The 25,814-nt window shown below is 63.7% G+C and carries 24 protein-coding genes; 12 read left to right on the top strand and 12 right to left on the bottom strand.

All coding sequences use genetic code 11. The features are described 5' to 3' along the window. Positions 1-16 precede the first annotated feature (16 nt). From ABH922_RS04540 to ABH922_RS04530, 3 genes are all read right to left on the bottom strand, one after another. Entirely contained in the window at positions 17-337 is a 321-nt protein-coding gene (locus ABH922_RS04540; RefSeq protein WP_424805794.1) for a hypothetical protein, read from the bottom strand. Beyond that, positions 334-699 (bottom strand): hypothetical protein, encoded by a 366-nt coding sequence (locus ABH922_RS04535; protein ID WP_424805793.1) that lies wholly within the window; start codon positions 697-699, stop codon positions 334-336. The genes ABH922_RS04540 and ABH922_RS04535 overlap by 4 nt, the downstream gene beginning before the upstream one ends. A gap of 97 nt (positions 700-796) precedes the next feature. Next, positions 797-1,003: a helix-turn-helix transcriptional regulator gene (locus ABH922_RS04530; RefSeq protein ID WP_424805792.1), complete on the bottom strand. Its 207-nt coding sequence runs from the start codon at positions 1,001-1,003 to the stop codon at positions 797-799. Between the two features lie 94 nt (positions 1,004-1,097). Between ABH922_RS04530 and ABH922_RS04525 the strand changes: the two genes are divergently transcribed. After that, positions 1,098-1,673: a helix-turn-helix domain-containing protein gene (locus ABH922_RS04525; RefSeq protein WP_424805791.1), complete on the top strand. Its 576-nt coding sequence runs from the start codon at positions 1,098-1,100 to the stop codon at positions 1,671-1,673. Next, entirely contained in the window at positions 1,654-2,898 is a 1,245-nt protein-coding gene (locus ABH922_RS04520; protein ID WP_424805790.1) for a tyrosine-type recombinase/integrase, read from the top strand. The genes ABH922_RS04525 and ABH922_RS04520 overlap by 20 nt, the downstream gene beginning before the upstream one ends. 17 nt (positions 2,899-2,915) lie before the next feature. On the opposite strand, the gene ychF is transcribed toward ABH922_RS04520, so the two are convergent. The 5 genes from ychF to ABH922_RS04495 all read right to left on the bottom strand — a co-directional run bounded on the left by ychF (position 2,916) and on the right by ABH922_RS04495 (position 7,507). Beyond that, positions 2,916-3,995, bottom strand: coding sequence for a redox-regulated ATPase YchF (ychF, locus tag ABH922_RS04515; protein ID WP_424805789.1), 1,080 nt, complete (start codon positions 3,993-3,995; stop codon positions 2,916-2,918). Positions 3,996-4,065: 70 nt separating this feature from the next. Next, the gene (locus tag ABH922_RS04510; RefSeq protein WP_424805788.1) at positions 4,066-4,509 is read right to left on the bottom strand and encodes a CD225/dispanin family protein; all 444 of its coding nucleotides are present in this window, start codon (positions 4,507-4,509) and stop codon (positions 4,066-4,068) included. Positions 4,510-4,589: 80 nt separating this feature from the next. Continuing rightward, positions 4,590-5,384 carry a carbon-nitrogen hydrolase family protein gene (locus ABH922_RS04505; RefSeq protein WP_424805787.1) on the bottom strand — a complete coding sequence of 265 codons (795 nt, stop codon included), beginning with the start codon at positions 5,382-5,384 and terminating at the stop codon, positions 4,590-4,592. 15 nt (positions 5,385-5,399) lie between these two features. Continuing rightward, positions 5,400-6,752: an MFS transporter gene (locus ABH922_RS04500; RefSeq protein ID WP_424805786.1), complete on the bottom strand. Its 1,353-nt coding sequence runs from the start codon at positions 6,750-6,752 to the stop codon at positions 5,400-5,402. Next, positions 6,752-7,507, bottom strand: coding sequence for an HpcH/HpaI aldolase family protein (locus ABH922_RS04495; RefSeq protein WP_424805785.1), 756 nt, complete (start codon positions 7,505-7,507; stop codon positions 6,752-6,754). The genes ABH922_RS04500 and ABH922_RS04495 overlap by 1 nt, the downstream gene beginning before the upstream one ends. Positions 7,508-7,667: 160 nt before the next feature. Between ABH922_RS04495 and ABH922_RS04490 the strand changes: the two genes are divergently transcribed. The 6 genes from ABH922_RS04490 to ABH922_RS04465 all read left to right on the top strand — a co-directional run bounded on the left by ABH922_RS04490 (position 7,668) and on the right by ABH922_RS04465 (position 13,944). Beyond that, on the top strand, positions 7,668-8,357 hold the full coding sequence (locus ABH922_RS04490) for a GntR family transcriptional regulator (protein ID WP_424805784.1): 690 nt from the start codon (positions 7,668-7,670) through the stop codon (positions 8,355-8,357). Between the two features lie 223 nt (positions 8,358-8,580). Further along, positions 8,581-9,345, top strand: a complete 765-nt coding sequence (locus tag ABH922_RS04485; RefSeq protein WP_424805783.1) for a DeoR/GlpR family DNA-binding transcription regulator — start codon at positions 8,581-8,583, stop codon at positions 9,343-9,345. 61 nt (positions 9,346-9,406) lie between these two features. Further along, on the top strand, positions 9,407-10,837 hold the full coding sequence (locus ABH922_RS04480) for an FGGY family carbohydrate kinase (protein ID WP_424805782.1): 1,431 nt from the start codon (positions 9,407-9,409) through the stop codon (positions 10,835-10,837). Further along, positions 10,834-12,288: an NAD(P)/FAD-dependent oxidoreductase gene (locus tag ABH922_RS04475; protein WP_424805781.1), complete on the top strand. Its 1,455-nt coding sequence runs from the start codon at positions 10,834-10,836 to the stop codon at positions 12,286-12,288. The genes ABH922_RS04480 and ABH922_RS04475 overlap by 4 nt, the downstream gene beginning before the upstream one ends. Further along, positions 12,285-13,532, top strand: a complete 1,248-nt coding sequence (locus ABH922_RS04470) for an NAD(P)/FAD-dependent oxidoreductase (RefSeq protein WP_424805780.1) — start codon at positions 12,285-12,287, stop codon at positions 13,530-13,532. The genes ABH922_RS04475 and ABH922_RS04470 overlap by 4 nt, the downstream gene beginning before the upstream one ends. 49 nt (positions 13,533-13,581) lie before the next feature. Further along, the gene (locus ABH922_RS04465; protein WP_424805779.1) at positions 13,582-13,944 is read left to right on the top strand and encodes a DUF1937 family protein; all 363 of its coding nucleotides are present in this window, start codon (positions 13,582-13,584) and stop codon (positions 13,942-13,944) included. A gap of 3 nt (positions 13,945-13,947) precedes the next feature. On the opposite strand, the gene ABH922_RS04460 is transcribed toward ABH922_RS04465, so the two are convergent. Then, positions 13,948-15,492, bottom strand: a complete 1,545-nt coding sequence (locus ABH922_RS04460) for an alkaline phosphatase family protein (protein ID WP_424805778.1) — start codon at positions 15,490-15,492, stop codon at positions 13,948-13,950. Between the two features lie 139 nt (positions 15,493-15,631). Here ABH922_RS04460 and ABH922_RS04455 point away from each other — a divergent pair, with 139 nt between their 5' ends. The 3 genes from ABH922_RS04455 (at position 15,632) to ABH922_RS04445 (ending at position 19,784) form a co-directional block, all read left to right on the top strand. Further along, positions 15,632-17,209 carry an FMN-binding glutamate synthase family protein gene (locus tag ABH922_RS04455; RefSeq protein ID WP_424805777.1) on the top strand — a complete coding sequence of 526 codons (1,578 nt, stop codon included), beginning with the start codon at positions 15,632-15,634 and terminating at the stop codon, positions 17,207-17,209. A 104-nt stretch (positions 17,210-17,313) separates the two neighbouring features. Further along, positions 17,314-19,593 (top strand): carbon starvation CstA family protein, encoded by a 2,280-nt coding sequence (locus tag ABH922_RS04450; RefSeq protein WP_424805776.1) that lies wholly within the window; start codon positions 17,314-17,316, stop codon positions 19,591-19,593. Continuing rightward, positions 19,590-19,784, top strand: a complete 195-nt coding sequence (locus ABH922_RS04445) for a YbdD/YjiX family protein (protein ID WP_424805775.1) — start codon at positions 19,590-19,592, stop codon at positions 19,782-19,784. Before ABH922_RS04450 ends, ABH922_RS04445 begins: the two co-directional genes overlap by 4 nt. A 12-nt stretch (positions 19,785-19,796) precedes the next feature. On the opposite strand, the gene ABH922_RS04440 is transcribed toward ABH922_RS04445, so the two are convergent. Further along, the gene (locus tag ABH922_RS04440; protein ID WP_424805774.1) at positions 19,797-20,201 is read right to left on the bottom strand and encodes a hypothetical protein; all 405 of its coding nucleotides are present in this window, start codon (positions 20,199-20,201) and stop codon (positions 19,797-19,799) included. Positions 20,202-20,424: 223 nt separating this feature from the next. Here ABH922_RS04440 and ABH922_RS04435 point away from each other — a divergent pair, with 223 nt between their 5' ends. Next, a complete protein-coding gene (locus tag ABH922_RS04435) occupies positions 20,425-21,582 on the top strand; it encodes an AI-2E family transporter (protein WP_424809564.1) in 1,158 nt (385 codons plus the stop codon). On the opposite strand, the gene ABH922_RS04430 is transcribed toward ABH922_RS04435, so the two are convergent. Beyond that, positions 21,583-24,558: an AAA family ATPase gene (locus ABH922_RS04430; RefSeq protein WP_424805773.1), complete on the bottom strand. Its 2,976-nt coding sequence runs from the start codon at positions 24,556-24,558 to the stop codon at positions 21,583-21,585. Continuing rightward, complete coding sequence (locus ABH922_RS04425; RefSeq protein ID WP_424805772.1) at positions 24,555-25,718, bottom strand: exonuclease SbcCD subunit D; 1,164 nt, start codon at positions 25,716-25,718, stop codon at positions 24,555-24,557. The genes ABH922_RS04430 and ABH922_RS04425 overlap by 4 nt, the downstream gene beginning before the upstream one ends. Positions 25,719-25,814: the final 96 nt, after the last annotated feature.

Below are 25,814 nucleotides of genomic sequence, written 5' to 3'. Positions count from 1 at the left end.
GCGAATACCGTGGGGCTCATGTCGCACTCACCGTGCCGTCGATCAACTTCTGGGCCTCTATCACCGCGTGCATTTCCGTCAGCACCGCCGACAGTCGCAGTACGTCTTCGGGCTGCACATCGACGAAGTCACGGCCAGGCGAGGTGATCTCCACGACGTAATCCTGAGGCGGGTACGTGCCGTTCAGGTAGCGGTTCACGATGCGATGAGCTTGCACAACGAACTCACCCGGCGCCCATTGCGCGATGGTGTCCTCGCGGAAAGTTCCGGGCGACAAGCGTTCGCGCGCAGAGGCGAGCGTAAGGATCACGAAGCGGACAACCTCGATTGCGTTCATGCCATTGCCTCGGGGTCGAGGTTCAGCCAGGCCCGGCGCATTTCGGTGAGAGTGTCGATGATTCCCGGGATTTCACTCGGGTGAACCTCGCTGAAGTTGCCGTTGATGCCGCGAAAATTCACGGACCAGCGATTGGGCTCAGCGTTACCGTCCCCATCTCGGTTGTCGAATCGTTCGAGCCTGACAATCGCCTGCCCAAGTTCCACGTCGCTGCCGTGGAGCCGTTCGGATACAACAGTCATCACACCCCATCCCGGCTCAATATCCGCCAGGACCGCATCACTCGTGAGTATCTCGATATCTTCGTACCGCAGAACATCGGTGATCGCGGGCGTCGAGCTGGGGTCAATTGCTATGGTCATTACTGGGTCTGTTCCTTCATTTGCGTGTTGGTCTGGATTTCGTTGCCCTCGATGCCCTGGCCGGCGTCGGGGGCGATTTTCGTGGTGGGGGTGGCCGTCAAGCGACACCGCCGCGGACGCTGTTGCCCTCCTGCGCTGCCAGCCACTCGTTGAGCTTGGACAGTTTGTAGACGACCCGCTTGCGACCCAGGACTAAAGATTCGGGGCCTTCTCCGCGGTGTCGCCAGTAGCGGAGTGTTCCGACTGGGATTCCTGTCATCTCACTGATTTGTTTGGTGGTGAGGTACTGCTCGACACCTGACATGGATTTCCTCCTAAGGGAAGTGAATCTTCCTCCATAAGGATTACACGATGCCAACGCTGGCCGCAACCTCCAACCGCTGATAGCGTTTTCTCCTATGGGAAATCGAGAGGAATCTAATTCGGTCGAGGATTGGTTTGGAAGGCGGGTCCGGGAGGAAAGGGAGCTTCGCGGCTGGACTCAGCAGGAGCTAGCGGCTCGCCTTCATGACCAAGGAATATCACTCCATCCATCGGCCATTGCGAAGATCGAGCTACGCGACGTGGAGCGCCCAAGGACCATAAGGCTCGACGAAGCAAAATCGCTGGCCGAAGCGTTCGGAGTGGATCTGGCGGTAATGCTGCTTGATTCTCCGTCCGCACAGGTGCACTACCTTGCCGGTCGTATCCGGTACTGGGTTGACTCCCAGATCGAAGGGATCGAAGTGGGCGAAGAGCTCGTAGAAGAGTTGAAGACGCTACTCGACGAAATTGAGCGGGATAAAGGCGTCGCTGAGCGGCAGAGAATTGAGTACAAACTGTGCGCCAGTGATCTTGCGAAATTGGTTGACACGAGCAATCGCGCGTTGTTGCTGCTCAGGTCAAAGCTCCGACATCCCGGACGACGCGGGAGAATTGTGTCCGGTGCTGCCATGACATCCGAAGTGGAATCCAATGTCGACTCCGAAGCGTAACCGTCGCGCCGGCGTCGAGGATCTGTGGCGAGATCTGAAGAAGCCTCGGCCCCTGCTGGACGACGACGGTACACAACTTTTAAACGATGACGGCACGCCACAAACAACACCGAAACCGAAGCTCTACGGCAAGGGGAAGCGTTGGCGCGCAAGGTATGTCGATGACGATAGCAACGAACGAACCCAACGCTTCGAGCGCAAAGTCGACGCACAAAAGTGGCTCGATGACATCGTGGCAAGCCAAGTCACCGGCAACTACGTCGACCCGGTACGCGGCAAAATCACCTTCGCCAGCTTCTACAATGAGTGGTCATCACGGCAGGTGTGGGTACCTGGCACTGTGAAAGCGATGAACCTGGCAACGGGCAGTGTCACGTTCTCGACTGTGGCGATGGCAGACCTACGTCCGTCGCACCTCGAGACCTGGGTGAAGGCGATGCAAGACAAGCCGCTAGAGCCCGGCACGATCAAGACGCGGTTCAACAATGTTCGGTCAGTGCTGCGGGCTGCGAAGCGTGACAAGGTTCTCGGTGAGGATCCATCCGAGAGGATCACACTCCCCCGCCGGCGGCGGGCAGACGCGGCGATGGTCATCCCCACAGCGCAGCAAGTCGGCGCACTCGTCGTCGAGGCGGATATCGAGTTCGACGCTTTTGTGGGACTGTGTGCTTTCGCGGGTCTACGCCTCGGCGAGGCAGCGGCACTACAAGTCGGTGATATCGATTTTATGCGCCGTGAAATCAATGTGGAACGACAGGTGCAGCGGTCGAATGGGCACGCCGTCGAGATCCGCGCACCGAAGTACGGCAGCGAACGCACCATCCCGGTGCCCGATGGACTGCTCAAACTTCTCGCACTCCACATCGAACATTGGCGACACGAGAGCGACGAACCGACACGATGGATGTTCCCAGGCGAGGGGAAGCACCCGATGCATCAGAACTCTGTCGGCTACCGGTGGCGCCGGATCCGCAAGGCGATCGGTGCCGACCACCTGCACCTGCATCATCTCCGGCACTTCTACGCGTCCGGGCTTATCGCTGCCGGATGCGACGTGGTGACAGTCCAGCGAGCACTCGGACACAGCTCGGCCACCGTCACGCTCAACACGTACAGCCACCTGTGGCCGGACGCTGACGACAAGACGCGCAAGGCGGCCGACGCCCTATTCAAATCCTCTACGGAATCTACTGCGTACCCTCTGCGTACCGAGAGCACCGAATAGAGCGCTGACCTGCACCCTTACACGTTGAAGCGGAACTCCACCACGTCACCGTCGACCATGACGTATTCCTTGCCCTCCATCCGGACCTTGCCTGCGGCCTTGGCTGCGTTCATGGAACCGGCGGCGACGAGGTCGTCGAAGGAGACGATTTCGGCCTTGATGAAGCCGCGCTCGAAGTCGGTGTGAATGACGCCGGCGGCCTGGGGTGCGGTGTCACCCTTGTGGATGGTCCAGGCCCGCGATTCCTTCGGGCCTGCGGTGAGGTAGGTCTGCAGGCCGAGGGTGTGGAAGCCGGTGCGCGCGAGGGCATGCAGGCCGGGCTCCGTCTGACCGATGGAGTCGAGCATTTCCTGACGGTCTTCCTCGTCCAGCTCGAGGAGTTCCTGCTCGACCTTCGCGTCGAGGAACACGGCGTCGGCGGGGGCGACGGACGCACGCAGTTCGGCGATCTTCGCCTCGTCGGTGAGCACACCTTCGTCGGCGTTGAAGACGTAGAGGAAGGGCTTGGTGGTGAGCAGGCTCAGCTCGCGCAGCAGCGAGAAGTCGAGCTTGTCCTTGACGCTGAAGAGCGTGGTGCCCTCGTTGAGGAACGCCTGAGCCTTCAGTGCCTCGTCGTGGGCGGGCTTGAGTTCCTTGTTCTTGCGGGCTTCCTTGTCCAGACGCGGCAGCGCCTTCTCCAAGGTCTGCATGTCCGCGATGACGAGCTCGGTTTCGATGACCTCGATGTCGGACGCCGGGTCGACCTTGCCGTCGACGTGGATGACGTCGTCGTCGGCGAAGACGCGAACTACCTGGCAGATGGCATCGGCTTCTCGGATGTTGGCAAGGAACTTGTTGCCCAGACCTGCGCCCTCGGACGCGCCCTTGACGATTCCGGCGATGTCGACGAACGACACCGTCGCGGGAAGGATCCGCTCGGAGCCGAAGATCTCGGCGAGCTTCTGCAACCGCGGATCTGGCAGCTCCACCAGGCCGACGTTGGGTTCGATGGTGGCGAACGGGTAGTTCGCGGCCAACACGTCGTTGTTGGTCAGCGCATTGAACAGGGTGGACTTGCCGACGTTGGGCAGTCCGACGATTCCGAGGGTAAGGCTCACGGTCTGTGGATTCTACGGCCTCGCGGCGACGTGCGAGGTACTCGCCCCGGGTTCACGTCGCCGCAGCCGATCAGTAGCGGTAGGTGATGTCGTTGGCTGTCGAAATCAACAATGCGACCAGGATTGCGTAGCCGATGACGAACACGACCATCCCGACGACGAACACGGCGACGGCAATCTGGCCGAGCTTCTTCACCCGCTCGGACGCGTACTGGGCGCCGTGGTGATCGCCCATCGCCCACTTCGGGTAGATGTCGTGGAGATGATTGAACGCCGCGAAAGCCACCGGCCAGAAGAAGAGGATCGACGCGACCGCCCAACCGGCGTTGGATTTGGGCGGTTGGGCAGTCGCGTACTGCGGAGCGGCGTACGAGGGAGCAGCCGGGTATTGCTGCCCGCCGCCGTACTGGGTCTGGCTCGGGTACTGCTCCGTCTGGTACGACGGCGTCGCCCCGTACGGCTCGTACGGGGCGACGCCGTCGTAGGCGGGCTTCGGTTCTTGTGGTTCGGTCATCGGTGTCCCCCAGGGATCGTGTTCGCGAGTTCTACCGAGAACCTAGTCGACCGGGCCCGGCGCAGCGGACCGTCCTTCGATCAGCGCGGTGCGACGGTGAATCGTCGGAGTTCGAGGGCCGGGTTGGTCTTTCGGACGCGGGCAATGCGCTCGGCGGACACCCGGGCCGACGCCACCCCCTCTTCCTCTCCGGCCGATGCCAGGGTTACACCCATCGGGTCCACGATCACGCTGTTCGCGATGCCTCCCGGCCGTGTCTGACCCGCTGCGGCGACGTAGATCGTGTTCTCGATCGCGCGTGCCCGAACGAGGGTGTGCCAGTGATCTTCCTTGAGTGGTCCGGGAACCCAGGCGGCCGGTAGCAGGACCACGTCGACTCCGGTGTCGACGATTCGGCGTGTCACTTCGGGGAACCGCAGGTCGTAGCAGGTCTGAATCCCGAATCGAAGTCCGTCCAGGACGAAGGTTTCCGGGTCCACGATATCGCCGGGGGTCACCCGCGCCGATTCCTTGAATCCGAACGCGTCGTAGAGGTGGATCTTGCGGTATGTCGCGGCGATCTCGCCGTCCTCGTTCACCGCGACGAGCGTGTTGTGGATACGGCCTTGCGAGCCCGGCTCGTTGAGTCCGAGAACGATCGTCACCTTGTACTGCGTTGCGAGCTGTTTGATCGTCCGGACGAACGGCCCGTCGATCTGTTCGGCGGATTCGACGAATCGATCGTCCATGTCCGGCACCGAGTACATGGAGAACTCCGGGAATACGACGAGGCGGGCGCCGTCCGCACTGGCACGCCGTACCTGTGCGGTGATGGTGGCGGCGTTCGACTCTTTGTTGTCGGTGGGCGCAAACTGTGCGACCGCGATGGTGGTCATGGTGTCGGTCCTTGTTCAGTGGGAAACGGAAGCGGTAACGGTGGACGGAGGTGGCGCGATCCGATCCATTTTACCGAGAAGTAGTGTGTAGCTGAGTATTCCGCCGACAAGCACGGCGCCGGTGAAGACGAAGGCAGAGGTGAACGACCCGGTGGTGTCGACGATGACGCCGGTGACGATGGGCGCCGAGATGCCGATCAGGTTGCCGACGAAGTTGACGATGCCGCCCATGGTTCCGGTGTAACCCTCGGGGGCGATGAGTGAGACGATGCTGGTTCCGGCGGGCACCGAGACGGCCAGTCCGGCGGCACCGATCGACAGGAAGACCAGTGCCATCACGATCGAGTCCACGTATCCCGCACCGATGACGGCCATTCCGGCCATCAGACTGACCACGAGGACGATCCGGCGAATCCGCGTTCCTTGCCCGGTCCGGGCGATCCACTTGTCCATGAGCAGACCCGCGATCAGGAACTGCGCGATCACGGCGACCAGCCACGGGATCATCGTGTAGATCCCGCCTTTGAGGAGGTTGACGCCGAACTGCTTCTCGAGAAAGCTCGGGAGCCAGGTCAGCAGAACGTAGTACGCGTACACGTACGAGGCGAATCCCAGCGACAGGCCCCACGTCTTACGACGACGAAGCAGGTATCCCAAGCCGCTCAGCGACGAACCGGTCTGAGCGTCTTCGTCTTCGGCCCCGCCCTCGCGGATCATGTCGAACTCGGCCTGCGTGAGTCGGCCTTTCGCGAGAGCGTCCTTCGGTGTCTCGTACAGGAACCACCACACCGCCAAGAAGAGAAGACTCATCGCACCGGTGAACAGGAACGCAGCATGCCAACTGAACGTCGAGACGAGAAATGCCATGATCGGGATACCGAGAACATTCGCCAGCTTGGACGAGCCGTCGAATATCGATGTGGCCGTGCCACGCTCGTGCTTCGGGAACCACTGCCCGATCGCCTTCCACGCCGCAGGCACAGCGGGTGCTTCACCGATTCCGAGGATGAGGCGCGCGACGATGAGCAGACCGAGTCCACCGGCGGCGGCCGAGAGAAACGACGCGATGGCCCAGAGGAATACCCCGACTCGGTTGACCCATCTGACACCGATCTTGTCGATCAACGAGCCGATCGGCAGTTGTAGCATCGCGTAGGTCCACAAGAACGCGGACGAGACGATGCCCATCTGCGCGGCCGAGATGTCGAATTGCTTCATGATCTCGGGAGTAGCGACCGACAGATTCACCCGATCGATGTAGTTGACGAACTGGCCCACTCCCAGCACACCGGCGATCTGCCATCGAACTCGACCGAGCCCGGACGTCTTCTTCTCCGGCAGAAACGTGACGTCGCCGCCGGCGGCCATCAGTTCAACTCCGCACGGATTGCGGTGGTCTGGGCGTAGGGCTGTTCGAATCCGGCCTTGATCGCTCCGTGCTGCATGATCAGTACGAGTTGATGCGCGTTGTTCTCCACCGCGAACTTCTTCTCTTCCTCGGTCCACGCAGGCATGATCCAGTGCTTGCCTGCCGCATGTGCAGCGTCGACGATTGTCTGGAAGTCCTCGAAATCGCCCTTCTCCCGCGTGTACGTTCCTCGGCCCCGGCGGACGGACAGGTCACCCGGCCCGATGAATACACCGTCGACGGTGGGAAGGTCGAGGATACCGGCGACGTCCGCCAGCGCTCCGGCATCTTCGATCATCGGGTAACAACGGATGCGCGCATCCTCGGCAGTGACCCATTCGTCCGTGTACGGAGCGTACGAGATGGTGCGGCCTCCCGCCAGACTTCGGTCGCCGGACGGCGGAAACTTCGCGAACGCGCACACCTCGCGAGCGTGGGCGGCACTTTCGATGTGCGGGATGATCACGGCGTCGGCACCGAAGTCGAGAGCCTGCTGAATCGGCGCTCGCTCGGGTGCAAGAACTTTGGCGAGCACATCGAAGCCGGTGGCTTTCAGGAACGGAATGAAACGTTCCAGATCGGCAAGTCCGAAAGCGCCGTGCTCGATGTCGAGAACGACCGCTCCGTAGCCGATGTCGTACGCGATCTCCGCTGCAGCGACATTCGGATCGGACAACCAGACCGCAGAACGAACGTCGGTGCGAGATTGGGTCATGGGGGCTCCTCAGGGAATCCACGGGCCTCGGCGGTCAGTTCCGGCCGAGCACCCAGTGGCGACAGTCACAAATCTGTGTGTTCGCCATGTATACACGAAGTACTCTTGAGGTGTCCAGTAGATTGTCCGGAACAGCACGTAATCGAGAGGCGAAGTCACGATGACGCAGGCACCGATGGACGCCGAGGATCGCTCCCACCGCAGGTCAGCTGCGTCACGAGTCTCGGACTGGCTTCGCGACGGCATCATCTCGGGACGGATTGCCGAGGGAACGTTCCTCGACGAGGTCTGGGTCGCCGACTCCGTCGGAACCTCGCGAACTCCGGTCCGCGAGGCATTCCACCGGCTCAGCGCCGAGCGTTTCATCGACCTGCTTCCTCGAAAAGGCGCTCAGGTCCACGTCGTCACCGCGCGGGAGCTCGACGAGGTGAATTCGAGCCGGCTGCTGATCGAAAGTCATGCCGCTCGGTCGTTGTGCGCCGAAAGTGCCGGTGCGCCACCGGAAATGCACACTCTTCTCGACGAGATGACAGCGGCCGAGGAGCGGCGCGACTGGTTCGACGTGGTGAACCTGAATTGGCGGTTCCACCGATCCATGGTCCGAGCACACGGCAATGCCGTTCTCGCCGAGCTGTACGACACCCTCCGCTCGCGCCAACAGCGCGTCGGCTTGCGTGCCCTGCAGAGCAGTCCGGCTCGCGTCCCGCTCGTCAACGCACAGCATCGCGCCATCGTCGACGCTCTCGACGCGTCCGACAACGATCGACTACAGGTGGTGCTGACCGAGCACCTGAGGACGGCTCCGGAGATCGAAGCGGCATTCAACTCCCGTTCGGGCATGCGCGGCTAGCCTCACCACCGCGCCCGACCAGCAGTCGAACTCCACCCCTTTTCCCAGGTCCGATGCGGGCCGTCAGCGTGCACACATCCGCCGACGGCTCGTTTTTACATGCCCGGCAACCCCCTCGCCGTCGAGCTCCAGCCAGGATTCGGCTCCCACGCCTTGACTCTATTCGGGCGAGAATGCAGACTAACGGTCACAAACATTCAAAAACGGTAAAGGACGGTCAAGGATGCTGCCGGTAGAACGACACCAGGCCATCATCGCCGCGGTGAACGCCACACGCGTCGTCACCACCGAGCATCTTGTCCAGCTACTCGGGGTATCACCGGAGACCGTGCGGCGCGATCTCGGTGTACTCGAAGAACAGGGATCGCTCCGACGGGTACACGGCGGCGCGGCGAGCATCCAGGCCGAGGGAGGCGAAGAACCGCCGTATTCCGAAAGATCAAGTCTCGCACACGAAAACAAGGAGCGACTGGCGGCTGCGGCGGTGAGTCTGATCGAGACCGGTCAGACGATCGTCATCGACATCGGCACCACCGCCGTGGAGGTCGCTCGCGCCATCCCGCACACGTTCCGCGGCACCGTCGCAACGCCGTCGCTTCTCGTGGCTGCCGAACTGGCCGACCGGCCGGGAATCGACATCCTCGTCAGCGGCGGTCGCGTCCGCAGCGGCGACCTTGCGTGCGCCAACGCCCACGCGAAGGCGTTCTTCGAGGACTTGTACGCGGATCTGGCCTTCGTCGGATCGGGCGGAGTCGACGAGATCATCGGTCTCACCGACTTTCATCTCGACGAGGTGGACGTGCGAAAGACGATCATCCGCAACAGCGCCCACAGTTACGTCCTGGCCGACGCCTCCAAGCTAGGTCGAGTCGCGCCGTATCGAGTGTGTGACTTCACCGCTCTGGACGGACTGATCACCGATTCAGCCGTGCCGGAGAACCTGGCCGCTGCGATCGAAGACGCGGGCGGAATCGTCCTGTCCGCGTGACGGGCGCACTCGACACACACGACGAGACATGCAGCAATGAAATCTGTTTGGAGCAATCTAAGTGACCGTACTTGCCATCGATCAGGGAACGTCAGGGACCAAAGCTGTTGTTCTCGATCCGGAGGACGGCATCGTCGGAGTCGCCGAAATTCCGATTCATCCGCACTACCTGCCCGGCGGCGGTGTCGAGCAGGATCCGCAGGAGCTACTCGAGTCGATACTGCACGTCGGGCGCGCTGCACTCGACCAGGCCGGTCGCCCGGTGCAGGCAGTCGCACTGGCAAATCAGGGTGAGACCGTACTGGCCTGGGACCCCGACACCGGCCGGCCCCTGACCTCCGCACTGGTGTGGCAGGACCGCCGCGCCGAGAGCGTGTGCGCCGAACTCGGCGAGCACCGACAGGCTTTCGCAGCACGTACCGGGCTTGTCCTGGACTCGTACTTCTCCGCACCGAAGATGGCGTGGATCCGTCGAAACCTCGAAACCGGCGGCGTGGTAACCACTTCCGACACCTGGCTGCTACACCGATTGACCGGAGCTTTCGTCACCGACGTCACGACGGCCAGTCGATCACTGGCGGTCGACCTCGACAGCCGACGGTGGGACGACGAACTCTTGAACCTGTTCGGTCTCGACTCCGAGACGTTGCCGGACATCGTCTCGAACGACACCGTCATCGGAACCACTTCGGCGTTCGGCGCCGAGATCCCCGTGGGCGGCATCATCGTCGACCAGCAGGCCGCCTTGCTGGCCGAAGGATGCACCACACCCTCGATGGCCAAGTGCACCTTCGGAACCGGCGCTTTTCTACTCGCGAACACCGGTCCGACTGGAGTGCGCTCGAAGTCCGGACTGACGTCGTCGGTGGCCTGGGCCACCGGCGGGGAGACGACGTACTGCATCGACGGCCAGGTGTACACGGCCGCGTCCGCCGTCAGATGGCTGTGTTCGCTCGGCGTCATAGCGGGGGCAGACGAACTCGACACCACGGCAGCACCGGAGAGCAACGGAACACTCTGTGTGCCGGCGCTTGCCGGGCTCGCCGCTCCGTGGTGGCGCTCGGATGCCACCGCCTCCGTGGCGGGCATGACATTGTCCACCGGTCGCGGGCACCTCGTACGTGCAGTCCTGGAAGGGATCGCCGCCCAGGTTGCCGAGCTCGTGACCACCGTCGGACGTGACACCGGCGCCCCGCTGGATCGGCTACGAGTCGACGGCGGCCTCACTCGCTCGAAGGTTCTGATGCAGGCCGTGGCGGACATCGTGCAGATCCCGATCGACGTGTACCCCTCCCCCCATGCAACGGCTCTGGGCGCCGCCGCACTGGCCGAGTTGAGTCTCGACCCGGCCCGTGGACTGGCCGCCGTAGTTCCCAGCTGGAATCCGTCGTCGACCTTCGAGCCGCAATGGAGTTCCGAACGTAGCGAAGAATTTCGAACCACGTGGCGTGATCTTGCCGCGACCACCTTCAGCCCACAGGAGAACGTGTGAACACCCCACAAATCCACGACGTAGTCGTCATCGGGGCCGGAATCGTCGGATCGGCGATCGCCCGAGAACTCAGCGGCTACGAATTGTCCGTGGCCTTGATCGAATCACGATCCGACATCGGCGACGGCACCAGCAAGGCGAACACCGCCATTCTGCACACCGGATTCGACGCGAAACCGGGGACCCTCGAATCGACGATGGTCAGCCGCGGATATCAGCTGCTCTCGGACTACGCACGCTCGACCGGCATCCCGGTCGAACACACCGGCGCGTTGCTGGTGGCCTGGGACAGCGAACAGCTCGACGCCCTGCCGTCGTTGCGGGACAAGGCAGAAGCCAACGGCTACGACGAATGCCGGATCGTCGACGCCGCCGAGGTGTACGCGCAGGTGCCGAATCTCGGCGAGGGCGCGCTCGGTGGCCTGACGGTTCCCGGCGAGTCGATCATCTGCACCTGGACCACAAACCTCGCATTGGCCACCGATGCGGTGAACCGCGGAACAGTTCTGCGGACCAACGCCGACGTCGACAGCGTCGACGTCGGGAAAGAACTGACCACATTGCGCACCGCTGCCGGAAACGTGCAGGCGCGGTGGGTGATCAACGCCGCCGGACTCGGCGCGGACGCCCTCGACGGCAAGTTCGGATTCGAACGATTCACCGTCACTCCCCGTCGTGGTGAGCTACTGGTCTACGACAAGCTCGCCCGGCCCCTCGTCGACAAGATCGTCCTCCCCGTGCCGACGAAGCTCGGCAAGGGTGTGCTGGTCAGCCCCACCATCTACGGAAACGTGATGCTCGGGCCCACCGCCGAAGACGTCGACGACAGCTCCGCGACCGGAACTTCGCAGGCAGGCTTCGACTTCCTGCTCGAGAAGGGCCGCCGACTCATGCCCCGCCTTCTCGACGAGGAGGTCACAGCGACGTACGCCGGTCTGCGCGCATCCATCGACCACGGCGACTATCTGATCGACATCGACTCGGCCACAAGATATCTGCTGGTCGGCGGTATCCGCTCGACCGGGCTGACGTCGGGGATGGCAGTGGCCGAGTACGTCAGGGACCAGCTTGCCGGTGCCGGAGTCGAATTGGTCGCCAAGAAGGAAATTCCGGTCCCGCCCCGCATGCCGAACATCGGTGAAGCCTTCACTCGCCCCTACCAGGACGACGAACTGATCCGTACCGACCCCGCCTACGGAACGGTCGTGTGTTTCTGCGAACGGGTGACGGCCGGAGAAATCCGGGACGCATGCAGCTCCGTCATTCCACCGTCGGGGCTCGACGGTCTACGACGGCGCACCCGTGCGCAGAACGGCCGCTGCCAGGGGTTCTTCTGCGGCGCCGAGGTCCAGAGTCTGCTCGACCAACACACCAGTGCCCACCAGAACACCAGTGCCCACCACACCGCCGCACCCACCCGGAGCTGCCGCACGCAGGAGATCACCCGATGACCACCGTGGTAACGCCCGATGTCGCGATCATCGGCGGCGGTCCGGCCGGCTTGACCGCCGCCGCAGACCTCGCCGCTGACCGATCGCTGAATGTTCTCGTGTTGGACCGCGAATCCGTTGCAGGTGGCATACCCCGGCACTGCGATCATCCCGGCTACGGCATTCGCGACATGAAGACGTTCATCTCCGGCCCCACCTACGCCCGACGGCTCGTCGACAAGGCAACCACCGCCGGAGCGCAGATCCGAACCAATGCCACCGTCACCGGTTGGGCGGGCGATCGATCACTCGACGTCACGACTCCCCAGGGACGTGTGCGGGTGGAACCCCGAGCGATCGTCCTGGCGACCGGAGCCCGCGAGCGGCCCCGAACCGCCCGACTGATCCCCGGCGACCGACCGGCCGGGGTCTACACCACCGGCCAACTACAGAACCTGGTTCACCTGCATCACCGCGAGGTCGGACGCCGGGCCGTGGTGGTGGGCGGCGAATTGGTCAGTTGGTCAGCGGTTCTCACCCTCAAACACGCCGGATGCCGCACCGCGTTGATGACCACCACGTACCCGTCACCGGAGTCGTACGGCGTCTTCAACATCGCCGGAAGATCGCCGATCCTCGGAGTCGACGTGGCCACCCGCACCCGGGTCACTCGCATCATCGGAAAACCGAGGATCACCGGAGTCGAAATCGAGAACCTCGACACCGGTGTACGGACGGTCGTCGACTGCGACACGCTGGTGCTGACCGGAGACTGGATCCCCGACCACGAACTGGCCCGCTCGGCTGGAATCGAGCTCGACCCGAAAACACAAGGACCACTGGTGGACACCGCCTTGCGAACGAGCGCCGACGGCGTGTTCGCGGCCGGCAATCTCCTGCACCCGGTGGACACCGCCGACATCGCCGCCCTCGACGGCCGTCACGTGGCCGAATCGATCCGACGCCATCTGGCCGGGCACGTTCCCAGCGCGGCGAGCGTGCGCATCGAGTGCGAGGCCCCGCTGCGGTGGATCGCACCGGGGATCGCGCGTCAAGGCGATGCGGCGCCGGCCCGAAACCGTCTCCTGCTGTGGACCGACACCCTCGTTCGGGTACCGAAAATCGTCGTGCGCCAGGACGGAAGAGTCCTGGCCCGCACAACCCTGCCCTGGCCGGCATCGCCGGGGCGGGTGTTCCGAGTGCCGTCGACTGTGTTGAAGGGCGTCGATCACCACGGCGGACCCGTCACCGTCTCGTTGGGCTGAGCAGCTCGGCATCACCGAATCCACTCCGACAAACGAAAAAGGATCAACAGTGCGAAAGATATTCCTGGCCTGCCCGTACAGCCATGCCGATCCCGGTGTGGTCGAAAGCCGATTCATCGAATCCAACCGCACCGCTGCAGCTATCGTCGAATCCGGCAACGTCGTCTTCAGCCAAGTCTCCATGTCCCATCCGATCAATCTGACCTTCGTCGACAAGGACAAGGCTGCCATCGGAAACCTCTGGGCCCCGATCGACGAGATCTTCATGGACATGCTCGACGAACTGATCATCCTGGACCTGCCCGGGTGGGATCAGAGTTCCGGGATCAAACGCGAGATCGAGTTCTTCGAATCCCGGGATCGCCGGGTCAGCTTGTGGTCGAACGTATCCGGAGAATTTGCCGCCAAATGACGCCTAGGGTGTGATCACCCCGGACGGCGCCGAGCGCGTACCTGGTTCCTGCGTCGGCATCCGATTGGCCGGCACCGGGTAGGGGGCACCGCTGCCGAGTGTTCCGGCGGCAAGGTTCGGCCCGCACTGGAAGAGAGCATCACGCTGCCCCGGAGCCGGATCGAACAGCGCCGGCCTGCCTGCGTCGGGCGGTGCGGCAAAGTTGAATGCCGAGGTCATGTCACCGACGGTGGCGCGCCGCCAGGGCGTCAGGTTGGGCACCGGTGCCCCGAATCTGGTTTCGAGCAAACGTAATTGGGAGGTGTGATCGAACGTCTCGGACGCGATGAGACCGCCCCGGCTCAACGGTGACACGACGAGCGCGGGTACTCGGTATCCGAGCCCGATCGGTCCGGCTGTGCCCTTGGCCGAGGACACTGTGTCCAACGGCACGGACAGGAACTCGCCGGGCGTACCGGGCGGCGGAGTGGGCGGCGTGACGTGATCGAAGAAACCGCCGTTCTCGTCGTAGGAGATGATCAGTGCCGTCTTCGCCCACACGTCCGGATTGGCCGTGAGGATGTCGAGCAGTTCCACGAATCCGGCCGCACCGAACGCCGGCGGCAAAGCCGGATGCTCGCAGTTGAACAGGGACGGGATCACCCACGACACCGACGGCAGCGTTCCCCTGGCGACGTCGGCACGGAACTCGTCCGGATAGGTGGGATCGATCCCCTTGCGTGCCAGTGCGGAGTTGGGGTCCTGCGCTTGCGCGAAACAGCCCATCATCCCGTCGAGCGCTACCGAAGAGATCGGCCCGAAATCCTTGTTGTTGTATATCTTCCAGCTCACGCCCGCCTCTTCGAGACTCTCCGGATACGTCTTCCACGAATACCGGAACTTCGGAATCAACGTCGGCGTCTCCACCAGCGGTCCGCCGGCCAGGCCGTCCGGATCTATGGTGCCGCTCATCCAATACAACCGGTTGGGATCGGTAGGGCCCAGAACGGAGCAGTGGTAGTTGTCGCAGACCGTGAACGCATCGGCGAGCTGGTAGTGAATCGGGATGTCGTCGCGGGTGTAGTAGCCCATCGCGGCCGGCCCGTTGCCGACTCCGACGGACGCGACGGACATCGGCATCCACCTGTCGTTGGCGCCGCCATTCCACGACTCGTGCATGCCCGCCCACGAATGGTCCGGGTCGTTGATGCAGTCGCCGTCCAGCGAAGCGCCCTTGGTGGTGTCGAGGCGGAACGGGTTGATGAATCCGGCTGGATCCACGCCACTGCCCGGTGAGTATCCGTACTGCGCCCAGGCCGGCGACGGATTGTCGAAGCCGCGGCCACCGGACAAGGTACCGAAGTAGTGATCGTAGGAGCGGTTCTCCTGCATCAACAGCACGAAGTGCTCGATGTCGTTCAACGAGCCGTGGACACCGTCGGACAGCGCGTGCGCCCTGGCAATGACCGGCTCGGCCCAGGCGCCCAGTACCGCCACCGAACCTACCGCCGTTGCCTTGGCCAGAAATTCGCGACGAGAAAGTCCCGCGAAGGGGTTTCCGTGCACCATCTGCCGATCGTGTCACCGATACCCGGTACCCGCAAACGGTGGAAAATCCGATGTCCGGCGACCGCGCGGGCACAACGAATCCGGACTGGTGCTCGCTGCTCCTCCGACAGGACCGCCGGCCGACGCTTAGGCTCGCGTTGTGACTCGATTGCTGATCGTTCTCGCCCTGTGGATTCTCGGTATCGGCACGGTTGTGCTCGGATCGGTGGGCAGCGGCGCCTGGTGGGTGATCGCGGTACTCGCGACCGCATCGGCCGTCGTCGGCACCTACGACCTGTTGCAGCGCCGACACAGCATCCTTCGAAACTACCCGGTCCTGGGGCACGCCCGGTTCCTCCTCGAAAAGATCCGACCCGAAATCCAGCAGTACTTCATCGAATCATCCACCGATGGAATGCCGTTCGACCGCGAGACGCGCGATCTGGTGTACGAACGCGCCAAGGGCACGGTGGCCGAAGAACCGTTCGGCACCGAACGCGACGTGTACGCGTCCGGTTACGAGTTCACCACTCACTCGCTTCGTGCGCGCACCGCACCCGACACCGTTCCCCGAGTTCGACTGGGCGGACGTGCCTGCACCCGTCCTTACGACATCGCGATGCTCAATGTCTCCGCGATGAGCTTCGGTTCGTTGTCCGCCAACGCGATCGAAGCACTCAACGCCGGAGCGGCCAAAGGCGGATTCGCCCACGACACCGGCGAAGGGGCCATCAGCCCGTACCACCGCAGACACGGCGGCGATCTGATCTGGGAAATCGCGTCCGGGTACTTCGGATGCCGAACCGAGCACGGCACATTCGATCCCGGCCTCTTCGCCGAAAAGGCAACCTCGCCCCAGGTCAAGGCGATCTCGATCAAACTGTCCCAAGGCGCAAAACCCGGCCTCGGCGGAGTTCTCCCGGGCGCGAAGGTCACTCCCGAGATAGCCTCGACCCGGGGAGTTCCCGTCGGACAGACCGTCATCTCCCCGCCGTCGCACAGCGCGTTCGACACGCCGGTGGAACTGGTCGACTTCATCGGGACACTACGCGAACTGTCCGGGGGCAAACCGGTGGGACTGAAACTCTGCGTCGGATCCCGAAAGGAGTTCTTGGGTATCTGCAAGGCGATGATCGAACGCGGCATCACCGCGGATTTCGTAATCGTCGACGGCTCCGAAGGCGGCACCGGTGCCGGTCCGGTCGAGTTCGAGGACCACATGGGCATGCCACTGACCGAGGGCCTGATGCTCGTCCACAACGCGTTGACGGGCACGGGTTTACGCGACCAGGTCAAGGTCGGCGCATCCGGCAAGATAGCCAGCGGTTCCGACATCGTCAAACGAGTGATCCAGGGCGCGGATTTCACGATGTCCGCGCGGGCGATGATGTTCGCGGTCGGCTGCATCCAAGCGCAGACCTGCCACACCAATCGCTGCCCGGTGGGTGTGGCCACCCAGGATCCGGCCAGAACCCGCGCTCTCGACATTCCTGACAAGAGCGAACGAGTGTATCGATTCCAGAAAGCCACCGTTGCCAGCGCCCAACAGATGGTCGCCTCGATGGGCCTCGATTCCTTCTCGTCGCTGCGACCGTCCATGCTCAACCGCCGGATCGACGGTCAGAGCACCCGCACGTACGCCGATCTGTACGACTGGCTCATGCCGGGAGAACTCCTCGACGCGCCTCCCGAAGGGTGGCTCAGTGACTGGATCGACGCCGACGCCCACCGGTTCTGACACGCGTACGCCGTAACACCGCGCGAACTCGGCCGCGTAGTCATACAGTGACAAACATTCATAGTGACGCAGAACACGCGTGAACGAGTGGACGGAGCACGCCGATGAGCCTCAAATCAGCGCCTGAACCGATGGTCGAGTATCTGAAAACCGATCCTGACCTGCCACCCGTCGGTGTCGTCGACCGAACCCCCATCTCCCCCACCGCGCGGGTGGTGTTTCTGGTCATCGGTCTGATCGGCGGCGTCGCCTGGTACATGATCGCGATTGTGCGAGGCGAGAACGTCAGCGCAGTCTGGTTCGTCCTCGCCGCGATCTGCACCTATCTGATCGCGTATCGGTTCTATGCACGACTGATCGAGCGAAAGCTGGTCAAACCACGCGACGACGTCGCCACCCCCGCCGAGATCATGGAAAACGGTGCGGACTACATGCCCACCGATCGCCGGGTCCTCTTCGGACACCACTTCGCGGCGATCGCCGGTGCCGGGCCCCTCGTCGGACCGGTCCTCGCAGCCCAGATGGGCTACCTCCCCGGCACCCTGTGGATCATCGTGGGCGTCGTCTTCGCCGGTGCGGTACAGGATTTCATGGTCCTGTGGATCTCGTCGAAGCGTCGCGGGCGCAGCCTGGGACAGATGGCGCGCGAAGAACTCGGTCTCGTCGGCGGCATCGCGGCACTGATCGGCGTCTTCGTCATCATGGTCATCATCATCGCCGTGCTCGGCCTCGTGGTGGTCAACGCTCTTGCCGAAAGCCCCTGGGGTGTGTTCTCCATCGCGATGACCATCCCCATCGCCCTGTTCATGGGTGTGTACCTGCGTTACCTGCGCCCGGGCAAGGTGTCCGAGGTCTCGCTCATCGGCGTGATCCTGCTTCTGCTCGCAATCGTCTCCGGTGGTTGGGTAGCCGATACCGATTGGGGCACAGACTGGTTCACACTGTCCAAGGTCACCATCGCCTGGCTGATGATCGCCTACGGCTTCGCGGCGTCCGTCCTTCCGGTGTGGCTGCTGCTGGCACCGCGCGACTACCTGTCGACGTTCATGAAGGTCGGCACCATCGCCCTGCTCGCGATCGGCATCCTGGTGGCCCGCCCCGTCCTGAAGATGCCTGCCGTAACACCTTTCGCGTCCGACGGCAACGGCCCGGCGTTCTCCGGTTCGCTCTTTCCGTTCCTGTTCATCACCATCGCCTGCGGTGCGCTGTCCGGATTTCACGCACTCATCGCATCGGGAACCACGCCGAAACTACTGGAGAAGGAAGGCCAGACGAAGATGATCGGATACGGCGGAATGCTGACCGAATCATTCGTCGCGATCATGGCTCTGGTGACAGCCTGCATTCTCGACCAGCATCTGTACTTCGCGCTCAACGCCCCCGCCACGCTGACCGGCGGAACACCGGAAACCGCAGCCGAATACGTCAACAGCCTGCCCCTCGGAACCGCCCCGATCACTCCGGACGTCCTCGCCGACGCCGCGGCGGCGGTCGGAGAAGAATCGATCATCTCGCGAACCGGCGGCGCCCCCACACTCGCATTCGGAATGTCGCAAGTGCTCTCCGACGTCTTCGGCGGCGATTCACTGAAATCATTCTGGTATCACTTCGCGATCATGTTCGAAGCACTGTTCATCCTCACCACCATCGACGCCGGAACACGGGTCGCACGGTTCATGCTTTCGGATTCGCTGGGCAACTTCGGCGGCGCTGCCAAGAAATTCAAGGATCCGTCCTGGCGCGTCGGAGCATGGGTGTGCTCACTGGTCGTGGTCGCGGCCTGGGGTGCGATCCTCCTCATGGGCGTCACCGATCCGCTGGGCGGCATCAACACGCTGTTCCCGCTCTTCGGCATCGCCAATCAACTTCTCGCCGCCATCGCACTGACCGTCGTCTTCACCATCGTGATGAAGAAGGGTCTGTACAAGTGGGCTTGGATACCGGGGCTGCCGTTGCTGTGGGATCTGACGGTCACCGTCACCGCGTCGTGGCAGAAGATCTTCTCCGACAACCCGTCCATCGGTTACTGGTCGCAGCACAACGCGTTCAAATCCGCGAAGGATGCCGGTGAATCCACGTACGGTTCGGCCAAGACACCCGAAGCGATCGACGCCGTCATCCGCAACACCTTCGTCCAGGGCACCCTGTCGATCATCTTCGTCACACTCGTGATCATCGTCGTCGCCGCCGGAGCGGTGGTGTGTGTGCGAGCCGTCCGCTCGGGCGGACTGCCCACCACCGAATCGCCCGAAGAACCGTCGAAGATCTTCGCGCCCGCAGGCTTCCTTCCGACGCCGGCCGAGAAGGAAGTACAGGCCCAATGGGATGAACTGATCAAAGCGGGTAAAGTTCGCGCACCCGGCGCAGCGCATGGTGGCCGATGAGCAGCGCCGTCGTCACCGCGATGCGTGGCACTCTCTGGTGGATTCGCTCGGTGATGGGTGACCTCGACTATCAGCGATACGTCGAACACACCAGGAGAAACCATCACGAGACCGAACCGATCAGCGAACGCGAATACTGGCGACGCCGTCACGCCGCAGCGGACGCCGACCCTGGCGCCCGCTGCTGTTGAGGTCCGGTGACATCAGGGGCAGGTACCGCGCGCCAACTGGTAGATGTACTTGGCCTGGTCCGCGGTGGGCGCAACCCCCTTGTTGGCCGCAAGATCCTCGATCTTGCTCGCAACCGCATCGGCGTCCGAACCGCTCGCCACCTCCGCACAGGTGGTGGTCAGGATCTGTTCGATGTCGGCGTCCGAGCGATCCTCGGCCAAGGACGAGAAACCACCACGGAACGTCGCGACAAACAGGGCGATCTTCCCACTCTCGAGAGCCGACCCTGCCGCGCTGGTTGCCGACGCGATGGCCTGCTGCCCACTGGTGACGGCTGCGTCGACACGGTTCTGGGCGTTGTCCTTCTCCTCGGCACTGCACGAGACGAGGCCTAGCGCGACGACCGCCGCCGCACCTATTACTGCTGCAATTCTCATGGCGAAGATCGTAGTCGTCACCGCTGACGCCGAATTTCCGCCGAGCGCAACTCACCGGCTAACCGAACTGGTCGTTACGATCAGTTCAGCTAGATCACCGGGTTATCAGAGCGGCGAGGACAACCTACGCCGACCGAAAGGACGATCAGTGAGCGAGCAAGACAAGGGGACGCCTGCCGGCGCGCGCAAGCGCGACCGCGGCGAGGTCATCGGGCAAGGGGGCATGTGGCTCGCCAAGTGGTCACTGGTAGTGGTCTCGATCGCTCTGGGTGCGTGGATATTCGGTTGGGTCATCGAAAAACTGTGGGTCATCCTTCTGCCCGTCGCATTGGCTATCGTGGTGTCCACCGTCATGTGGCCGCCCACCCGAGGAATGGTCAAGCGCGGAGTCCCACCCGCCGCCGCAGCAGCCATCACCTTGGTGCTGTCACTGGGAGTCTTTGCCGGTGTGATCGCCGGAATCGTGCCTTCGGTGGTCAGCCAGGCACCGGAACTTGCCAACCGCACGACCGAAGGCATCAACAAGGTTCAGGACTGGTTGCAAGGTCCACCGGTGAATCTGAAAGACGATCAGATCGACGAAGCCGTGCATGCCGTGGTCTCGAAGGTCCAGGAAAGCGGAACCGCTATCGCGTCAGGCGTGTTCAGTGGTGTCACCACCGCGGGCTCGTTGCTCGTCACGCTCGGCCTCGTTCTGATCCTGTCGTTCTTCTTCATCAAGGACGGTCCCCGGTTCATCCCGTGGCTCCACGCCGTCGGCGGCGGACGAGCAGGACGACACCTCGAAGAAGTGCTCACCCGGATGTGGGACACCCTCGGCGGATTCATCCGCACTCAAGCCCTGGTGAGTTTGATCGACGCGATCTTCATCGGGGCGGGCCTGCTGATACTCGGCGTCCCGTTGGCACCGGTACTGGCCATCTTGACCTTCATCGGCGGTTTCGTGCCGATCGTCGGCGCCTTCGTCGCCGGCGCACTCGCCGTGTTGGTCGCGCTGGTGGCCAACGGGCTGACCACCGCGATCATCGTGCTGATCATCATCCTCGCGGTACAGCAGATCGAAGGAAACGTCCTGCAACCGATCTTGCAGAGCAAGTCCATGAAACTGCATGCCGTGATCGTGCTACTCGCGGTGGCCGCAGGTAGCTCGCTCTACGGAATCGTGGGCGCATTCTTGTCCGTCCCGGTCGCTGCCGTCACCGCCGTGGTGATCCGCTACATCGGTGAGCAGATCGACGCCCGCTCGAGCGACAACGAGCCGGCCCCCGACCCCGACATCGAGATCAGGGACATCCTCGAAGATCTGGACGAGAAGTCGACGAACGAAGCCGACACCGAGACAGCCGACGACCCCGTGCCGTCGGACCAACAGAAGGCCTGATCAGCCCGCGACAACCTCCACCGAGGAGCCTGCACGTCCACGGACGACGTGCAGGCGACTCGGAATCCGCTGACGCATCTCGTCGACGTGACTGACCAACCCGACCACGCGCCCACCGGCACGAAGCTCGTCCAGCACACCCATCACCGCATCCAATGTGTCCGCGTCGAGCGTTCCGAATCCCTCGTCGATGAATATGGTGTCGAGAACCACCCCGCCAGATTCGGCCGCGACCACGTCCGCCAGGCCCAATGCCAACGCCAACGATGCAAGGAACGATTCGCCGCCGGACAGAGTTTTCGCCGAACGCACCACACCGGTGAAGTCGTCACGGATGTCGAGCCCCAACCCGCCGCGTCGACCGTGGGAGCCGGCCTCGTCGGTGTGGACGAACTCGTAGCGACCACCCGACATCCGTTGCAACCGAACCGATGCCGACTCCGCCACCTCCTCCAACCGTGACGCGAGAACGTACGACCGCAATGACATCTTGCGGCTGTTCTGCCCCTTGCCCGCCACCACGTCCGACAGCGCCGCCAACTCGTCGTGCCGAGCACGCTGCGGAGCTATCGCCGCGTACGCAGACTCGAGCAGGCCGCCGAGCCGTTCGAGATCGGCAACCCTGTTCTCGGCGAGAGTGGCGGTCGCAGTGGCCGTGTTGACAGCCTCGGCGCATTCGGCGGCACACTCACGCGGACCGTCCACGTCCACACCGGCGATCCCGTCCACTGCCGCCATCGCCGGATCGTTCAGCACCGCGCGTGCGGCGACCTCTCGATCGCGTGCCGCTGCGAGCTCCGACCGAATGGCATCGGTGCGATGCGGCGTCCGAACCGACGCGAGTGCTCGGGTGAGGGAACCGAACCCCGCAGACCTCACCGCTTCCTCGAGTTCGGCTGCGAGCGCGTCACGACGTGCCTGTGCTCTGGCCGCCTCGACGCGAGCGTCCACAGCAGCACTTGCCGTACGCGCCAACGCCTCGCACCTCGCCCGTCGAACGTCGATGGTGGACCCACTGCCCACCGCCGCCGCGACGGCAGCGCGAATGCGGACCACCCTCGCGCGCAGCGTGGACGATCGTTCCGTGACGGTCGCCGATTCGGCCACCAGCGACGATGTTTCGTTCTGCAGTTCGACGTCCCGGCCGTTGAGCCGGGCCACGTCAGCGACCAGCGCGTCGATCCGTGCGCTTGCCTGCACGGCAGCGGTGACCGCGGCCTGCGCCTGCGCGCGCGCTCGGTCGAGCTCGTCGTTGTCGCCGTCACCTCCGCGCGCGACCAGTAGATCGACTTCCCGTTCCAGAGCACTGTGGCGTTCCGACGCCGCCGCCAGCGCTTCCGCTGCGGTGCGCTCGGCAGCGGCGGCAGATTCGAGATCCGTCTCCGTCACCGCTCCCGGCCCCGGTTCCGCCGGTGCCGGATGCTGGTGCGAACCACATACCTGGCACGCCTCACCGGCGACGAGAGACCCGGCCAACTCACCCGCCATACCGGCGAACCGCGCCTGCACCAGATCCAGCCATCGACCGCGCGCGTCGAGGTGACGGGCCCGCGCATCGAGCACACGCTCTCTCGCGGAAGCCGATTGCGCTCTCGAGGAACCGATCTCGTGGGCGGCATCGGACGCGTCCACAGCCCGCTCGAGAGCGGCCTCGAGACCGGGTAGCTCGGCCCGTGCGCGTTGCGCCGAATCGAGTTCGGCGCCCACAGCCCGTATCGACGCGGGCAGTTGCGCGCGCTCACCTGCCAGAGCCTCGATCCGTGCACCGATCCGGCTGCGGCGTTCGTTCAGTCGCGTAACCTCGGATTCCGATGCGTCGGCCTCACGCACGTCCGCTGCCAACGCATCGAGCCCGGCGATCTCCTCGTGCCAGTTCCGCACTCGAATCGAGGTCTGTTCGCGTTCGGAGTCCGGTGGTGGCCAGATTCCGCCGAAGAGATCGGGCCCGTCTGCAGCGGAGTACGCCGATACTGCCGATTCCATCACCGCGGCAGCAGTTCCCGCCGCTGCGCGGGCCGAGTCCACGTCCGCGGCAAGTAGCGCGATCGGCCGCGCTTTCTCCGCCGTCTCCAGCTCCACGGAGATCGATGCACGTTCCGCCGCTCCCGCCGCCAAGTCGGCCAGATCCCGTGTCGCCCGATCCCGCCGTAATACCAGATCCGCGGACCGCTCCGCTGCGCTCAGCGCCTTGTTCGACTGCGCTGCAGCATCTTTGGCGAACACCAGGTCTGCAACCGATTCGTCGCGAACATCCCGGGCTTCGGCCAGTAGTTTGCGCCACCATTCGAGCGGATGCGCCTCGGCGCCGACCTCCAACCCGGCGGCGGTTTCGATTCTCGCCAGCAGCACGTGTACCGACTGCTCGGCAGCAGCCAACGCCTTGCCGCTCGCTTTTCGCTTCGCATCGAACCATGCCTCGACGGAGAGGAAGCGTTTGGTGTCGAACAACTGCTCCAGCAGCTTTGCGCGCTCCTCGTTCTCGGCTCGCAGAAACCTCGCGAACTCCCCCTGCGGCAGCAGCACCACTTGAAAGAACTGATCGGCACTCATTCCCATCAACCGCTTGACCTCGTCGCCGATGTCCGGGATCCGCGAGAGGTTCTCGCTCTGGCCGTCCAGCCACGTCAACGTCGCCTTCGCGTTCTCCACCAGGAAACCCTCACCGCGTTTCTTGGGGCGCGAATACTCCGGGCTGCGAACAATTTTGATCCGTCGACCCCCGATGGTGACTTCCAACGAAACCCGAGGCACGGAACCGGCCGGCGCATGGTCGGAGAGAAATCGTTTGCCGTCGTTACGTGCCCCGGGAACTCGCCCGTACAGCGCGAACGCCACAGCGTCGAGGATCGTCGTCTTTCCGGCACCGGTGTCGCCGTGCAACAGAAAGAGCCCGTCGGCCCCCAGACGATCGAAGTCGATGTCGACGGTCTCGGCAAACGGTCCGAACGCCGATACTTCGAGAGTGTGAAGTCTCATGCGGTCTCACCGAGTTCCGCGGTGGATTCCGTGCTGCGCCCGGCGGCGCTCAACGCCTCGTCCATCAACAAGATTTCGCGCTCGGACATCTCGCTGCGAACCGCACCGACGAAACCGTGCGCGATTTCCGTGTCGGAGCGTCCCCTGACCGCGTCCCGGTAACCGAGATCTCCGCCGCTGACGGGCCGCTGCCATTCGAGGTGCACCGCATACGGGAACCGCGCCTGCAAACGACGCATCGGGTCGACCGGGCGGACCGGGTCCGTGAGCACAGCCGAGACGTAATGAGCCTCGGCGTCGGCGAACTCCGTCCCGCTCAGCAGATGGTCGAGTGTTCCCCGGAGCTGACTCAACCCGCGCACGAGCGGTAGGTCGATTCGATCGACCGTCGCCAGTCCTGTCTCGTCGAGCTCGATCAGCAGCACAGATTTTCGGTGGCTGCGCTCACCGAACGAATACGGCAACGGCGAACCCGAGTAGCGAACTGCGTCCTCGAGACGCTGAGCCGAGTGCAGGTGGCCGAGAGCCACGTAGTCCACGCCGGCGAACTCGGCGGCAGCGACGGTCTCCACTCCGCCGACCGAGATGGATCGCTCCGACCCGCTCGCCTCTCCCCCCACCACGAAGGCGTGTGCGAGTAATACCGATCGGAGACCCGGACGCGCCGACAAGTCGGCCCGGATACGCGTCATGGCCGCTCCGAGAATCTCCGAATGAGTTCGCGCCTGCGGCACGCCGAGCGCGACGCGGGTGATCTCCGGCTCCAGATAGGGGATGCCGTAGAACGCCACCTGCCCGAAACGATCGTCCACGATGACCGGCCGGTCGATCTGGTCGACCTTGGTGATCAGATGCAGCCCCCCGGCCGCGGCGAACGACGCACCAGCACCCAACCGCACCGCCGAATCGTGATTACCCGACGTGACGACGATGACTGCACCGGCCGCACGGATCGCCTCGAACGCGCGGTTGCACACCGCAACGGCGTCCGAGCTGGGAATGGACCTGTCGTAGACGTCTCCCGGAACCACGACCACGTCGACTCCGCGCTCACGCACGACATCCGCGATCGACCCGAGCACACTCGCCTGGTCGGCCAACAAATCCACCCCGTGAAAGGTGCGGCCGATATGCCAGTCGCTGGTGTGCAGGATCTTCATGCGTACGAACTTAGAGGAGTACTCCGACACGGCGACGCACCCCCACCGGGCCGCTTTCCGAGTCGACGAACACCCGCGCTCCTGTGACACCGACTA

The sequence above is a fragment of the Rhodococcus sp. 27YEA15 genome, from assembly GCF_049739425.1.
Classification (GTDB): Bacteria; Actinomycetota; Actinomycetes; order Mycobacteriales; family Mycobacteriaceae; genus Rhodococcus_F.
The sequence above is the reverse complement of the archived record's forward strand: the minus strand, read 5'-3'. Positions and strand labels throughout refer to the sequence as shown.